General features: G+C 55.4%; 10 protein-coding genes. 5 read left to right on the top strand and 5 right to left on the bottom strand.

The annotated features are described in order from the left end of the window. Positions 1 to 8 precede the first annotated feature (8 nt). The gene (locus CAG00_RS06545) at positions 9 to 971 is read left to right on the top strand and encodes a YCF48-related protein (RefSeq protein ID WP_085663853.1); all 963 of its coding nucleotides are present in this window, start codon (positions 9 to 11) and stop codon (positions 969 to 971) included. Between the two features lie 116 nt (positions 972 to 1,087). On the opposite strand, the gene CAG00_RS06540 is transcribed toward CAG00_RS06545, so the two are convergent. After that, positions 1,088 to 1,957 carry a phytanoyl-CoA dioxygenase family protein gene (locus CAG00_RS06540; protein WP_085663852.1) on the bottom strand — a complete coding sequence of 290 codons (870 nt, stop codon included), beginning with the start codon at positions 1,955 to 1,957 and terminating at the stop codon, positions 1,088 to 1,090. A gap of 239 nt (positions 1,958 to 2,196) precedes the next feature. On the opposite strand from CAG00_RS06540, the gene CAG00_RS06535 reads away from it, so the two are divergent. Further along, a complete protein-coding gene (locus CAG00_RS06535) occupies positions 2,197 to 3,450 on the top strand; it encodes a CdaR family transcriptional regulator (protein ID WP_218191634.1) in 1,254 nt (417 codons plus the stop codon). A gap of 1,321 nt (positions 3,451 to 4,771) precedes the next feature. Then, positions 4,772 to 7,417: an AAA family ATPase gene (locus CAG00_RS06530; protein WP_085663850.1), complete on the top strand. Its 2,646-nt coding sequence runs from the start codon at positions 4,772 to 4,774 to the stop codon at positions 7,415 to 7,417. 481 nt (positions 7,418 to 7,898) lie between these two features. On the opposite strand, the gene CAG00_RS29005 is transcribed toward CAG00_RS06530, so the two are convergent. The 4 genes from CAG00_RS29005 to mobH all read right to left on the bottom strand — a co-directional run bounded on the left by CAG00_RS29005 (position 7,899) and on the right by mobH (position 13,392). Next, positions 7,899 to 9,677 carry a hypothetical protein gene (locus CAG00_RS29005; protein ID WP_256575232.1) on the bottom strand — a complete coding sequence of 593 codons (1,779 nt, stop codon included), beginning with the start codon at positions 9,675 to 9,677 and terminating at the stop codon, positions 7,899 to 7,901. Beyond that, entirely contained in the window at positions 9,667 to 10,152 is a 486-nt protein-coding gene (locus CAG00_RS06515) for a hypothetical protein (RefSeq protein WP_085663849.1), read from the bottom strand. The genes CAG00_RS29005 and CAG00_RS06515 overlap by 11 nt, the downstream gene beginning before the upstream one ends. Beyond that, a complete protein-coding gene (locus CAG00_RS06510; RefSeq protein ID WP_085663848.1) occupies positions 10,149 to 11,306 on the bottom strand; it encodes a dsDNA nuclease domain-containing protein in 1,158 nt (385 codons plus the stop codon). Before CAG00_RS06510 ends, CAG00_RS06515 begins: the two co-directional genes overlap by 4 nt. A 367-nt stretch (positions 11,307 to 11,673) precedes the next feature. Beyond that, positions 11,674 to 13,392 (bottom strand): MobH family relaxase, encoded by a 1,719-nt coding sequence (mobH, locus tag CAG00_RS06505; RefSeq protein ID WP_085663847.1) that lies wholly within the window; start codon positions 13,390 to 13,392, stop codon positions 11,674 to 11,676. Between the two features lie 222 nt (positions 13,393 to 13,614). Here mobH and CAG00_RS06500 point away from each other — a divergent pair, with 222 nt between their 5' ends. Further along, positions 13,615 to 13,809: a hypothetical protein gene (locus tag CAG00_RS06500; protein WP_085663846.1), complete on the top strand. Its 195-nt coding sequence runs from the start codon at positions 13,615 to 13,617 to the stop codon at positions 13,807 to 13,809. A 125-nt stretch (positions 13,810 to 13,934) separates the two neighbouring features. After that, a complete protein-coding gene (locus tag CAG00_RS06495; RefSeq protein WP_085663845.1) occupies positions 13,935 to 14,300 on the top strand; it encodes a histone-like nucleoid-structuring protein, MvaT/MvaU family in 366 nt (121 codons plus the stop codon). Positions 14,301 to 14,370 lie beyond the last annotated feature (70 nt).

Here is a 14,370-nt window from a genome sequence, read left to right as displayed (position 1 = left end):
AGAGAAGCATGAAGTTCAGGGTTTCATTCACCGCAGCCTTGCTCGCAGCAGCAGTGCCGCTGATGTCTATTCAGGCCGCGCCGTTGCAGGCCGTACCGGCCGTACAGGCGAGCCATGCCACGCAGGCCACCATGCTGGCCGCCGGTTGGGCGGGGGCGCGCATGGTGGCCGTGGGCGACCACGGTGTCGTGCTGTTATCCGACGATCAAGGCATGCAGTGGCGCCAGGCGAGGTCGGTACCGTTGTCCACGCCATTGACGGGCGTGTCTTTCGTGGATGCCAAACGCGGCTGGGCGGTTGGCCACTGGGGCGCGATCCTGGCCACCACCGATGGCGGGGAGTCCTGGCAGGTCCAGCGACTGGTCACCGAAGAAGACCGGCCACTGTTCGCGGTGCACTTCTTCAATACCCGGCAGGGTGTTGCGGTAGGCCTCTGGTCGTTGGTGCTGACGACCGAGGATGGGGGGCTGACGTGGGCTGAGCAGGCGGTGCAAGCGCCGCCCGAGGCCAAACGGGCCGACCTCAACCTGATGGGGTTGTTTACCGACAGCCGCGGCACGCTGTACGCCACCGCCGAGCATGGGCGGGTGCTGCATTCCGAAGACCAGGGGAAGAACTGGCATTACCTGGATACCGGCTACGAAGGCACCCTGTGGTCTGGCGCGGTACTGGCCGATGGGCGTCTGCTACTGGGTGGCCAGCGCGGCACCCTGTTGCAGGGTTCAGCGGACGGCAAGGGCTTTCGCCGAGTGCCAACGCAAAGCAAGGGCTCTTTCACTAGCGTAGCGGTAGCGGGCTCTCGTGTGTTGGCGGTCGGGCTGGATGGGCTGAGCGTGCAGAGCAGCGATGGCGGGCACAGTTTTCAGGAAACGCAGACCGCTGATGGCCTTTCACTGACGGCGGCGTTGTTCAACGCCGAGGGTGTACCTGTCTTGTTTTCACGCCGTGGGGTAATGCCCTACCAGGAGTGAAGGGCCGGCCACTCGCTCAGAGGCCAGGCATCGCAAACCGATGCCTTGCCTGTTTCCTTGCCTGGGCGTTTGGGTGGTCGTGGCACCTTCAGGCCCAGCCAAGTCAACGCTGGACGCTAGAGCTGAAGGTAATCCGCCAGGTCTGCGTAGTTATGCTGCCAGAGGCCAGGGCTGCCATTGGGGTATTGGGAGCGGAAACCGAGGATCTTCTGAACCCGTGGAGAAAGCGTGCGCACCAGCTCGAGCGGCACGATCAACGGGTAGGCTTCTTCAGGCGTGATGATCGAAGCCTGCATCGGGATGGTCAGACCGCGACGGTAATGGTCGGCGGTCACGTTGGCCCCGCCACCGTGAACGACCTTGCCGCCGAACAGCACGGCATCCCCGGCTTTTAGCAGGGCTGGAATCGTCATCTCTGGGGTTCCGACATCGTCGAAGTCATCCCAGTCCTGGCTCCCCGGAATCAAACGCGTGGCGCCGTTTTCCTCGGTGAAATCGGTCAGCGCCAGCATCAGGTTGGTGATGGCGCGTGGCGCATGTTTGTTCATGGCCACGAACGGATGGTACTGCATCATGTCACGGTGCAGCATTTGCGCTTTGTTGCCTGGGCCGATCTCGATCAACTGGGCCGTGGTCAGCCACCAGTCACCGCACTCCGGGGCGTAGAGCACGTTCCCCAGTTCGTGAAAGAGGTCGTCATCTAGGATTTCCTCGCGAAAGGTCTTGCTGTGGGTGACGAGGTTGGTAAGCCGTTTGGTCTGATGGCCATGGAACTCGGCGATCAGCTCGTGCTCGTGCCTGGAGCCGGCATCGAGCGCGGCCAGGGGGGCGTCGAGTTCGTTGTTGATCCGTACGACTTGTTCTGGGGTCATGAAGTTGCGGATGATGACCGCACCTGCCTGGTCGTTCAGCAGCGCAATCTCTTGCGCGGAAGTCGAGCGGGTTACCACGGGCAGGCTTGGCATGGAGTCGCGAGCGGCTGACATTGAGAACACTCCAGATTGAAAGGAACGGTTGGCGGAAGCGGGTCGACGCTCAATCGAGGGGCATCAGGAAACAGGCCCGCTTGCCACTGCGCTAAACCCAAAAAAAGGACATGGAGCGTCACGGTGCCTCCTTGTATTTTTTGTTCAGGCAGTGCGTTCATGCTAGGTTTCCACTGACCTTGCGCCAAGGTACGAACTGCACCACTTTCCAGACGATTTTTGAGTGATTTGCACTGCCCATGACCAGCACGCCATTGCCCTGGCCACGCCCCTCGGAAGCCGTTCGCGAGCTCATGCGCAAAGGCGCCGAACTTGCTCAGGCGCTGCCACCCGAGTGGATCGAGCGCCTGAATCAGTCACTGTTCTCTTCACCCGAGGATGCCAAGTTGCTGGAGGACCCGGTTATCCTCGCAGCGTGCCGGCGCGCCAACCGGGCAGAGTTGCTGCACTGGGCCAATGCCAACCTGCAGCGTCCTGGAGAGCCGGTGGAGCCCTACGTCTCCGCTGACATGGTGGACACGGCCAGGGAGCTCGCCCGCAGGGGGTTGTCCGAACTGCTGATGAATGTTGCACGGTCGACACAGAACGCAGCCTGGGACCTGTGGATGAAGATGGCCTTCAGCCTGACGCAGGATCCCGTGGTGCTCGAGGAATTCCTGGAGGTCTCGTCGCGGTCGATCTCGGAATTCATCGACAGCAACATGCGTGTGGTGACGCAGATCATCCTTGAAGAAAAGAGCGCCCAGGCCCATGACGATCCTGTCGATAAACGCAGCCTGGTCAGCCGGCTGCTCGATGGCAGGGATGTGGACGCCGAGCAGTTCGGCAGGCGACTGGGCTACAGCCTGGCGCAGAGACACCATGCCTGCCTCGTCTGGAGCGAAACCCCGGACGCCGAGATTCGCCCCCTGGAAGACATGGCGCGTGCCCTGGCGCAGCTCACGGGCACGGTAGCGCCGCTGATTGTGTTCGCGGGCCCTGCGACCCTGTGGGCCTGGAGCAATGCGGTAAAGCCGCTGGACCTGAACCTGCTGCAGGACGTCGCCCGGCAATTTCCGAAGATACGCGCGGCAATCGGTTCGGCGGGCGCGGGGATGAATGGCTTCCGGCGCTCGCACCTGGAAGCCTTGACCACCCAGCGGTTGATGGGCCGTTTGGCGGGTTCACCCGCCGTTGCCACGATTGACCAGGTGAGAATGGTGTCGCTGATGACCCAGGATGCCCGCGCGGCCAGGCAGTTCGTCTTGAGCACGCTGGGGCGCTTGGCGACCGAGCCCACGGTTCTTCAGCATTCGTTGCACGCCTTCCTGGCTAATGGCTGCAACATCACCCAGACCGCCGAGGTGCTGGGTACCCATCGCAATACCTTGCTGCGCCGGCTGGAGCGCGCCCAGGACTTGCTGCCTATTCCGTTTGGCGACCATCGCATCCAGATCGCTGCCGCACTCGAGCTGGTGATCTGGAATACCCCATTTGCAGACGACGAGAAATAGTTGTCAAAGCACGTTCAGAGTCAGGGCTGCGGGCCAGGAACCAGAATTCGAGCAGTTAAATACCTAGTGATTTGCCATGAGCTTGCGTCAACTGGCTCCGCTCGAATGCGCCCACGTTGTAGTTCTTACATCTTTTCGTCGCTGCCGAAGAACATTTGGACAGCGCTCTAGGGCGGTATTTTTTGATTGGAAAAGCAGAAATGTACCCGCAAAAATACCCTCGATGCCCCCACATGGATCCGCGATCTAGAACGGCGATCTCTGACGGCAGTCGAGGTGGAATTAGATGGCACTCAGTGTACCTCCCTGGTGAGGAAGCCGGAACTGAGATGTATCCAGGTTTTGGATCGTTGGCTGGGAGTAGTTTCAGTCAGCTTGATGCAGACAATTCTCCCTGGCAACGTTGTCATCGCGGGGGGAGGCGAGCTGCCACTGGTCGCGTGATGACTTCTGGGTTCGAAATCCTACGCTTTGGCCACTAATTTTCATTAAGGCCATGATTTTTTCAGGGATATTTTGTGTCTTGTCGGTTCTGGCCCATACTTTGAGCGCTGGCTTTCGGTGAGCTCCCCTGGAATTTTCTGCCCAATGATCTCGAACCTCTAAGCGCGCGAGTGTTTTTTCGGAGGCAAATGTGCCAGCAGCACCAGGGTCGTGGCTTTTGCATGGGGTGCAAGGGGTCGAGTGTTCGAATCACTCCGTCCCGACCAAATAACTCCAAAGAATCCAGTCACTTAGCGGTGACTGGATTTTTTTATGGTCGGCGATTTTTTCCCGATCGCATTTTTACCCCACTTTTTACCCCACCGAATTTAGAGCGGCCTTAAGCGCTTGTTGTCAGGGCGTACGCTTTCCATTCCGTAGAATCCGAACCGACAAGCGGTACTACTGATTCGAGTGCATCCGAGGGGCTCATTTAAAGGGCAGGCTTGCCTTCGCACGGAGTCGCCGTGGGAGCCAACTGACTCACGTTAGAATTGGGCAGTCTGTCGAAAACGGCGCAGGAGGGAGGGCTTTGGCCCTTATCGACGGCTTTCGGAAGAGCTAGGGGGCGCTGTTTCTGGCGCTTAGAAGTTTGCCTCATCATACCTTCGGGTGGTGTCCCGGATCCTCGTGTAAACGACCGATCATGATCGACACTGCTCTAGCGGTTTTTTGGCCCTTGATCAGAAGCCTATGGAGGAGGTCAGGAGGTTCCCGGGCTCAATCCTGGCGTGTTGCTATCATGAGATGTGCAGCGAAAACTTTGTGGCTGAGAGGGCTTCTACGTCACGCCTCTTGGTAGTAAGCAAAGACTGAGCATGAGCCTGGGGAGGCACGGATGGCATCAGCGGCACACGACTATCAGCATTTCTTACGTTGGCTTCACGAGCCTGCGACGGCGGCATCGGACGATGCCCGTCGTATGGGCAATTTGGTACTGCAGCATTTCGATCCAATCAGTGCAACGTCCCGCAACCGCAGTCAGCGGGCAATTCGCATCGTGGAGCTTGCTCGTGGTCAATTTGCTCAAACGAACCCATCGTTACCTTTGTTGAATGCCATTGCTGCAGGGGACGGCTGGAGCTGGCGTAGCCTTTCTGAGCTGACGATTGGCCCGTTCCGAGGGTTTCGAAGCCCTGAAACGTTTGATCTGACCAGGCGCTTGATCCTGTTCTATGGCCCTAACGGCAGCGGAAAAACCAGCCTGTGTGAAGCGCTGGAGTACGCATTGCTAGGTGCCGTGGATGAAGGTGCTCAGAAGCGTATCGATGCCGGTCAGTACCTGCGAAACATTCATGAGGATCGCTTTGTTGCTCCTCAGCTCCGGGGCTTGGATTTGGCCGGCCAGCCAACAGTGATCGCTGCTGACGCGGACGCTTACAGATTCTGCTTCATCGAGAAAAATCGGATCGACTCATTTTCACGGATTGCAGCCAAGCCTGCCGGGCAGAAGACCGAGCTCATAGCTGCTCTGTTCGGTATGGATCACTACAACGAGTTCGTGTCGCACTTTAACGAGGCGCTGACCGATCAGCTCAACCTGGCTCCGCTGAGAGGGCAGGAGCTTAATCTTCGACAGAACTCAATTGCCAATGACATGGGAGTTGTGGCCGGCGAGGCCACTGCCGGGGCTGAATTCCAGAGGGCCGAAGAGTCGTATGCTCAACAATTTGCGGCTGGTATGTCTTATCGGCAGCTTCAGGAAACCGTTGGCTTTTTCGGCGTTCCAGGAAGACTCCAAGAGCTGGAGCTTGCGCTCAATCAGCCACCGCCTTTGCTGTATGGAATTAGTCCACAAAACCTATTGGCAGCCTACCAGAGGGCTGATGCGGCTCACGCTGAAGTTGAATCGCTGTCGCAACAACTTGCACAGCAGCATAGCGATGTCGCGTACCAAGCGTTGTTCAATGCTGTCCAGGGTGTACAGGCTATCTCACCCGATCGCTGCCCAGCGTGCGACACGCCATTGCAAGGGGTTCCTCATGTACATACCGACCCTTACCAGAAGGCTGCGCAAGGCCTGGAGCGGATGCGTGAGCTGACGGTGCTGCAGCAGAGATATCACACAGCTGTAGGGCAACGTAGAGCCGCCTCGGATGCGCTAAGCGCTTACATGGCACACTTCGCTCAGCGTGCAACCCCAAGGACGGAGCGCGAAAACACAGTATCACGCTACCTGGCTGCCCCAGGTGTGGTCGCAGACACCGCATGGTGGAAGCTGGGCTACAGCCAAATCGAGGGCGCTCCATCAGTTGCACAGCAAGCGGTGGATTGGGCTGGAGCATTGGAGCAGGAAGATGCCGTCACTCAGCAGAATCTTGTACACAGGCAGAATCAGGTTGCTGAGCGAGATCGACTGAACGGCGTTCGAATTGCACTTGCCGAACATGCTGCTAGAAGACAGCAAGCCCAGGTGCTTGTCGATGCTGCAAGACAACGCATCGGTGAGTTCGAGGTGCAGAACGCCGATCTGATAGCAGCGGCTGCTGCTGAGCGCGACCTGATTGCCGCCGAGACGCGAATCCAAGTGGCTTATGCTGAGTTTTTGGCCCTGTTGCGAAGGCATCGATCCGAGTTACCCGGCACGCTGATGGCTGGTTTGAATGCGCAGGCGTTGGCGCTCTACAACGAGTTCAATGTGCGAGATGCAGAGGAAGACAAGCTCGTCGAGCTGCACTTGCCATTAACCGGTGAAGGCCGAATCGAACTGTGCTTCCGTGGTGCACCAGGACGTCGCGTCGATGCCCTCCAAGTGCTCAGTGAGGGCCATGTCCGATGCCTGGGGCTTGCAATCCTGCTGGCCAAGGCATCGAGCATCCAGGCACCTACTGTGATCTTTGACGATGCCATCAATGCGATCGACCACGAGCATCGGCAAGGGATCCGGGAAGCTCTATTCGAGAGCGAGCGCTTCGCGAATACCCAGATCATCGTCACGTGCCACAGCAACGAATTCATCAAGGACATTCAGAATCACGTCGATCAGAATCAATGGTTGGCCTATGCCTTCATGCACCACCAGGGGAATTATCACCCGAGAGTGATCCGCAACGTCCCACCACAGGCCTACCTTTTGTTGGCCAGGGCTGCAGTGAATCGTGGCGATCATCGAGCCGCACTCCAGTTCTCCCGGCAGGCATTGGAAATGCTCATGCTGAAAATCTGGAAGTGGTTGGGAAGATGCAGTCAGGGGGTCTTAACCGTTCAGCTTGCTCGGGATGGAGATCAACCTGGCTTGAGTAACCTCTGCGCTTCGATCTGTTCAAAGCTGCGAGGAGCCAACACGTTTGAGCACGCAGACAAGCAGCCGTTAATTGATGCGCTGGGTCGGATCCTCGGTATCGGCGAGCAGACACTGGTCTGGAGATACCTGAACAAAGGCACACATGAAGAAGCTGACCGAGAGGATTTTGATGCGGGTGTGGTTGAGGACGTCGTGCAGTTGCTGGAGACCATGAATGCCTTACGATTGCGAGCTCCGTAGTCGAAGCTAGGTCGAGTAGGTTCTGGCTGGCACTTCCAGCCAGTCCTACGTTCTCCGATATCGGTTCCTCTCGGAAGCGGAATTCAAGAAAATAGTGGGCGATCCTATTGAGCAGGCCGAGAGCTTCTTTTACAGGGTCAGTTGCAAAGGTCTAACGATGCTCGGCGCTGCGGCGCTGGGAATCGCAGTCTTCGCCTTCGTTTACAACGCTCCATCCGCGGCAACACCGGCAGTCCCTGCTCCAGCAACAGCCCCCGCAAGACCGCAGCCAGCAGCCAACGAACCGCCACCCCAACTGAAACTGGTGCCAGTACAGAGAACTCCAGCGAAGCCGCCAGAGACTCCCTCAGTGAGCTTTGACCGAGGGATCTTTGCCATGCGCATAGAGGCAATAGTGCCGCGCAGTTTCGCGAGTACGTAGAGGGCAGCCTAGGCACCATGGCCGGCCAAATCCCTCCGGCATGGATGCCTCCAATCCCTTTTAATCCATCAGGTTCTGAAAATCGCCCAGATACATCGGTTGCTCGAAACCGCCGAATCGTGGGAGCCACTCTGCATCCAGATTTGGATCAATTTCAAATCGATAGCTGGTTGTTGAGAATACAATCTGCGCATCGTTTTGAGTAGCGATTAATTTCAGGCGTTTAAAGTAAGCGTCCAAATCTTCTGAGTGGATTTCTTGTTGGCGTGGCGTGTCAAAGATTAGCGTGCGAAATGGCGAGTTTGGATCGGAAGTGCAAATTTCAAACAGAGCGGCATGGAAGGCCAGGACCGTACGGGCTTTGGAGCTGCCTTTGATGATCCCAATTTTCTCTGTTCCGAGAACTGGCTTGAGGTCTGAGTCGATACGGATGTCTCTAGATATGTTTTTTGAGTTCAGCGTGTTAAGCCAGTCGGCCATTTTTTCGGCCAGGTTTCGCTTAAATCTTACCACCTCAAGCGATTGCTCTCGTTGTGGGCCTAGTGATTCCTGTTCCGTCAACGTTTTGTTGCGGCGATTTTGGAGTTCAAAATGCGACTGTTCTTGCGCTTGATATTTTTTGAATTTGGTTTTTTCCAGTTCAAGCTCGAAAATCTCAGACGCAATTTTGCTGATCGCTTCGATAAACATTTCGATGCCAGCTTCGCGTTCTGCTAAGCCACGCTTTTCCGAGAGCTCAGAGATTTGTCGTTCAACCCAGGATTTTTGGGTGGCAATGGCCTCGGCCTGCTGTATATTTGCAGTGCTGACAGTGTCGAGGTCTTTAATTTGGTCGCGTAGGTAGAGCAGGCTCTTTCCATATGAGTCCGCGCTTACCAAGAACATCCCACACGATGGGGTAGTGCAAATTTCGCTGAAAGACATGAATGCTCGGCGAGCTTCCTCATTCAAGTCTAGTGTTTCGATCTCGCTTTCGATTTCCTGCCGGATTTGTGCAGAGCTCTTTATTTTCGCCTCAAGCGCCAGTTGTTGGGTCGTCATATCGCGGTGTTGGCGTCTCATCTCGGTGATAAGATGATCGAAGCTGTTTATGGTCTCGCTCCTGATATCCTTGGTAGATTTAAGTTCATCGAGCCTTGATTTAAGCGCTGAAATTTCGCGATCTGTATCCGTCTCGTTTTTTTTGGTTGGAGAAAGATCTTGTCGAAGGCGATCAATAAGTTTTCGGCTGTCATTGATTGTCTTGTCTAAGTATTCAAGTTCTTGTTTTAGAGCAATTGATTTTTTCGCGCTATCGAACGAGCTTCTGGCTGGCAGTCCTACTGCCAGGCGAATCATTTCAGCGTACTGGCCCTTGATGAAGCTTTGGCGTGCAGGTACATAATAGTCTGAGTAGCCAGTATCTTGGTCAAGATAAAAAAGGGGCAGAATGGCTGAGAAATAAGGGATGGTGCTGGTGTTGCCGTTGGTGGTGAGTCTGTCATCACGAAGGCCCAAGACTTTAAGCATGAACCTGGAAAAGTCTTCTTCGTTGTAAAACCGATTAATGGTTCTCTCAGCGTTGCTTACGGTAAGGTCAAACTTTCCATCAAGCCTTCTGCTGAATGATAAGATCTGGCCTTTGATGAGTGTTTTAAGAGTGACTTTCGACGTGTTACGGACGACGTCCTCTCGGAATTGAACCTCCAGCCCGAGGCAGAACATAATCGACTGAATGAGAGGGGTTTTTCCGCTACCGTTAGGGGCGTAAAGCTGGGTCACGGCTCGGCCAAAAACTAGCTCTTCGGAAGCCCAGCCTCCGCCATGGCTTGGAGAAAACTGGAGGGATTCAAATTTCATCAAGCTTGGCCTCAATGTCACGTTCTTTACAGATGTTGCGGTACGACCGTTTTATAGTCAAAAGCGCTAAGCAAAGCTGGCTCTCTTGGTTGAGTACTTTGTCAATGAATTTTTTGCCGGAATCACTTGTCTCGATCCGCGAGGTGCTCTTGTTTACGGATACCAGACCGGTATCTTCCAAGAAGGTGAGGGCTTTAACCGTTCTCACACGAAGGTTTGCAGACCAGCCAAGCTCTTGAGTTGAGCCTTTAAAGCTCGCAATGCTTTGCTCAAAACAGGTACCTATGAGCATGCCTATGTCATCTCGTTTTGGTTTTGCACGGCTACCAGCTAACATCACGATGGTTAAGGCAATTAGCGGAATATGAAAAAGCGTCTCGTTACCCAATACATCTCGGTAGGGCCTGGTGGAGTAGGATGTTCTAAGGTGCTGCGATTCCGCCCGCGCGACCCTCATAACTTCTTGAAAATTCATAGCAGCTCTTCCTTGACCATGTCAGATAACACCGCTCCGAATACCAGCCCATCCTCTAGATCCATCCGCCCAGATATTCTGCATAGCTCTGATCTGAGATTTTCGACGGCGCATGTGATTGTATCCATGTCAATCCTACCGTTGGATAGCTTTTCCGCAAGCTCGCCGATCTTACTCTGCATTTTTAAAAGTGTGAACTCTTGTATGGAGTGACGGTTTACTCTATACCAAGCCTCCCATTGAGACTTAAATTCTGCAAAGCTGTTGATGGTTTCTTCTTTGAAGTTGTTGCGTTGTAGCATTCGCTGAAGAATGGATACGCTTTTTACCGCGTTAGGGTCGCCCCCAGATTTTAGTAGATGGTACGCAGATCGTGAAAGTGCGAGGATGTCCAAAAGGTCATCAACTGCAATACTGGCCTTTTCATTCAGGATCTCCTCGGTGATCGTGCCATCAAGCTGATATGAGGACTTATCTTCAATAAGAGAGAGGAGTTGAATGATGATTTTCTGAATTTCTTTGGGGTGAAGATTGATTTCGCTATATTTGTAGATTTTGCTGTGTGCGTTCGATAAGAATGAATCGTCTTCTTCGTTGAGTATCTGCTTTCTGGGCTCTAGTGAAAGATGGGACAAAAAACGTAGAATTTCTTTGTCCGTTTTTGCAGATAGGCTGGGGATCAGTTTTTTTGTTTCGCTGATCAGCGTTGGGGTAATTTTGCTGGATGAGATCCCGGAGTTTGCATCTGCAATCAGGGTTTCTACCTCGTCGTCAAAATTTACATTAGTACATATGACCACGGATAAGCAGGCATCCCCAAAGCTTTCAATGTGTAGTAGTAGTTTTCCTGCAAAACTATTCGCTAAGTCGTGCTCAGCATTTTTTGGTCTTTTTTTAATCCCGAATATTTCCAGGATATTGTATAGGTGGTTTTGTTTGGTCTTTGTTTTTACTTGAACGAATCGGTATCGAGTGCCAGTCTCGTCAACCAGCTTGACTACATAGTCCTCATGGAAGTCACAGAACACCCGGTCGACAGAACTGCTTTCCAAAAGCGCCAGGCATTCTAGGCTAGCTGCTCTGAATTGTGCTTTAAAGCGATGAATTGTATCTCGCCCGTTGAGCTCGCGGGCTTTTACGTCATGAAGTTTCATAGAAGGCACTCAATAGCTCAGCGCTTTTCAGGAGCCGGACTGAGACGGTTAGCACTGGAAAGAGGTTGAGCGATGAGCTCCCCCCCAGGTTGGCTAGGAAAGGATAAAGTCAGCTTACAGGCGCCTGAATTGGGGCAAGCCTTGCAGAGGCGTACTGCTAACGTATCAGCGTGTGCTGGTGAGCTGCGCGTTGGGGATAAGAGAAAAGGTGGCATGCAAGATCGCATCCGCTGCAATTGGCCCTGATACCCAGGCCTTGTCCGTTCTGATCTCAAGCATCATAAGTAGCAAAACGCCATCAGTAAACGTCTTCTTAGCTCTTTCGAACCTTCACGCGGACGTATCCGGAGGCACCTCTAACTTGTTGCTAATGATTTAGGCTCAGGAAAGGGTTGTCCGTAGGTGCCGGATCCTGCAGCCCCTGGGCGCTATGCAGGAGGTAGCCATTGAGGAGGGACTTTTTGCGTGGTCCTTTTACAGAGCACGACCAGATATTTTGCCCGCCTGGCCGCTTTACATGCATGCCCAGCTTCTCAAAATGGCGTTGAATTTGCCGCCAGGGTTCTTCCTGATCGCTTCCTTCAGGGTGCCCTGGATGGTCAGCAACGTAGCGTTGGAAAATGCCCGGTGTGACTAGGAAGAATGTGCCATCCACGGTATGCACTTTAGCTTTACTATCGTTGACCACTAACCGATGACTGCGAATGCCCTCCCGCAGCCATTCGATAAAGGCTAATCCCTCGGCGTCCTGCTCCGGCGAAGTGGTAGGCCGGAGGCCTGCTGCAGTTGGTCCCGCCTGAAGCTCGGCCGGCTCCTCGAGCATGCCCATCAGATCGTCGAGGTAGTCGAACTCCTGATTCAGCGGCACAGCGGCGGGCTGTTGTTCTACCACTGCAATCTGCGGCCCAGCCAGGGCCGACTGCCTGGCTTCATCAGACGGCAGGGGTGGGTCCATGGTCGGCTCAACGGTGCCACGGAAATATTCGGGTCGGGGCGCATCTGCCCAGACCAGGCTTGGCTGCAGGCGGAGAAAGGTAAAGCGATACTGCCAGTCACTGTCCGTGACAGTGGCGCTCCACACCGCTTTGCCTTCCGGTGTCGCCTCCACCAGTCCATGGGACTGCAGTTCATCGAATAGAGCGATGTTGGAGGAGGGGATGCCGTCCACAGCCTGAGCCAGCAGATGCGCCCGCAGCCTGTCGGTAGTGGTCTTGCTGACCAGCCACAGGTGGTCTTCGGTGAGCCAGCCGGCCGCGCCGGGCTGGTTGAGCTTGAGCTCGTTCTTGACCAAGTGGCGCAGACCCGTCAGCAGATGATGCTGCAGCGAGTGCTTGGGCGCCTGCAAGGCCTTTGCGGGATTGCCACCGATGTTTTGCGCGGTGGAGACACGGTCTGCCTGCAGCACCAATTCCCCGAGGGTCCCAGCGTGCTCGTAGTGGTCAGAGAGCAGAAACAGCAATTGGCTCCACAATTCGGAAAAGCTGCTGAGCCAGTCGAGCAGGGCTGGCGGCAAGAGTTGCGTATAGAGCAGCCCGGCCGCGGCACCGTGCAGCTTGTAATCGCGGTCGGGGTTGTAGCGGAAACGATAGGGCTGGTTTATGGGACCGTGCCAGGGGTGCCAGCGCACTGCGTTCTGGTACTCCACTTGCAAATCGACGGCGATTTTGCCGATGTCATGGAGCAGGGCACCGTAGGCAATCGCGGCGCTCCAGGCATCGGCTTGTGCCGCCTGGTCTTCCGGTGCCGCGCCGCTGGGGAGTAGGTAGGACTGGCGTAGCTTCAAGCTGCAGGCCACCAGCTCCAACCCGTGATCGAGCATGCCCCCAGGATAAGCGTGATGATGGCTTTCACTCGCCGGGAGTTGCTGTACGTAGCGGGCGTAGCGACGGATGGGCTCGAGGTAGAGCCGATCAAACTGCGCTTCGGAGAGGGCCGTGTACTGCCAGATGCGTTCGAGCAGCTTTCTCCGGTGATCGGCGGCGAGCAGAGATTCGGCCGACTGGGGAAGCAGGAAGCCCTCGGCGATGGGCGTGGGAGTGGGCTCTGCCGCCTCACCTTTTTGAAATGTTAGCCACCAGCGTTTCATCGCATGACCTGCTGTTCGTTCGGGAGGTCCTTTTGCCTTTTCGGATAGAGCTCTTACCCTTGCGCCCCCTTCCATTGCCGCCATTACCCTTTACCGCCCTGGCCCTTTTCACGCGTGTGATAATTCGAAGCCAGGTCCATCGGGATCGGCGGCCGCTCGGAATAGCGGTCCCTTTGTTCAGGGCGTAGACTGCACGGCGTGATTTCTAGAGCTGGGGCGCTGATGACGTTGAGTGATGCGGTATTGGTCGTGTTATTGGCTGATCGGCTTGATGGCACGGATGCGGCCATCCGATCTGCGGCCAAGCGCTGTGCGAAAAAACTACCCCGCAGCCAGCGCGATATCGTGTTCAAGATCGGGAACAGCGCTAATCCGAGGCAACTTGTGGCGCACCTGTGTCAGCATTTGCCTGATTGAGCGACCAAGCGAGGTCGTTTTAACCGGCACCTTGCAAGAGCGCGTGCGCTTTAAGTAAACCCTCGGCTAAATCCGCAGTCTCAGTTATTATCCCAGCACTTGTCCCACGCCTAGAAAGATTATTCATGTCCAAACTTGCCGAGTTCAAAGCACTGGAAGCGCAACTGGCCGCGCAGCTGCAACAGCTGGATGCCATGAAAAACGACTCCGGTTTGAAGCAGGAAATCGAGTTTGAACAGAAACTCAAAGCGTTGCTGGAACAGTACGGCATGGGCCTGCGCCAGGTGATCAGCATTCTGGATCCGGCCAAGGGCTTGAGCGTAACGACCGCGAGTGCGTCCAGCAGCAGCCAGCGCAAGCCTCGCGTGGTGAAACGCTACAAGCATCCACAGAGCGGCGAGGTTGTGGAAACCAAGGGCGGCAACCACAAGATCCTCAAGCAGTGGAAGCAGGAGCATGGCTCGGACACCGTCGAGAGCTGGCTGCAGTAATCACTGGCGTCCGACGGCGGCGGTTGCCGCGCAGCGGATAAAACAAAGGCCCCGGAAAGGGGCCTTTTTG

The organism is Pseudomonas sp. B5(2017) (assembly GCF_002112825.1).
Lineage (GTDB): Bacteria > Pseudomonadota > Gammaproteobacteria > Pseudomonadales > Pseudomonadaceae > Aquipseudomonas > Aquipseudomonas putida_Z.
This window is presented reverse-complemented; position numbering and strand designations above follow the sequence as displayed.

Coding starts and splice junctions, on each gene's coding strand:
- CAG00_RS06545 (WP_085663853.1), top strand. CDS start 9: ATGAAGTTCAGGGTTTCATTCACCGCAGCCTTGCTCGCAGCAGCAGTG.
- CAG00_RS06540 (WP_085663852.1), bottom strand. CDS start 1,957: ATGTCAGCCGCTCGCGACTCCATGCCAAGCCTGCCCGTGGTAACCCGC.
- CAG00_RS06535 (WP_218191634.1), top strand. CDS start 2,197: ATGACCAGCACGCCATTGCCCTGGCCACGCCCCTCGGAAGCCGTTCGC.
- CAG00_RS06530 (WP_085663850.1), top strand. CDS start 4,772: ATGGCATCAGCGGCACACGACTATCAGCATTTCTTACGTTGGCTTCAC.
- CAG00_RS29005 (WP_256575232.1), bottom strand. CDS start 9,677: ATGAAATTTGAATCCCTCCAGTTTTCTCCAAGCCATGGCGGAGGCTGG.
- CAG00_RS06515 (WP_085663849.1), bottom strand. CDS start 10,152: ATGAATTTTCAAGAAGTTATGAGGGTCGCGCGGGCGGAATCGCAGCAC.
- CAG00_RS06510 (WP_085663848.1), bottom strand. CDS start 11,306: ATGAAACTTCATGACGTAAAAGCCCGCGAGCTCAACGGGCGAGATACA.
- mobH (WP_085663847.1), bottom strand. CDS start 13,392: ATGAAACGCTGGTGGCTAACATTTCAAAAAGGTGAGGCGGCAGAGCCC.
- CAG00_RS06500 (WP_085663846.1), top strand. CDS start 13,615: ATGACGTTGAGTGATGCGGTATTGGTCGTGTTATTGGCTGATCGGCTT.
- CAG00_RS06495 (WP_085663845.1), top strand. CDS start 13,935: ATGTCCAAACTTGCCGAGTTCAAAGCACTGGAAGCGCAACTGGCCGCG.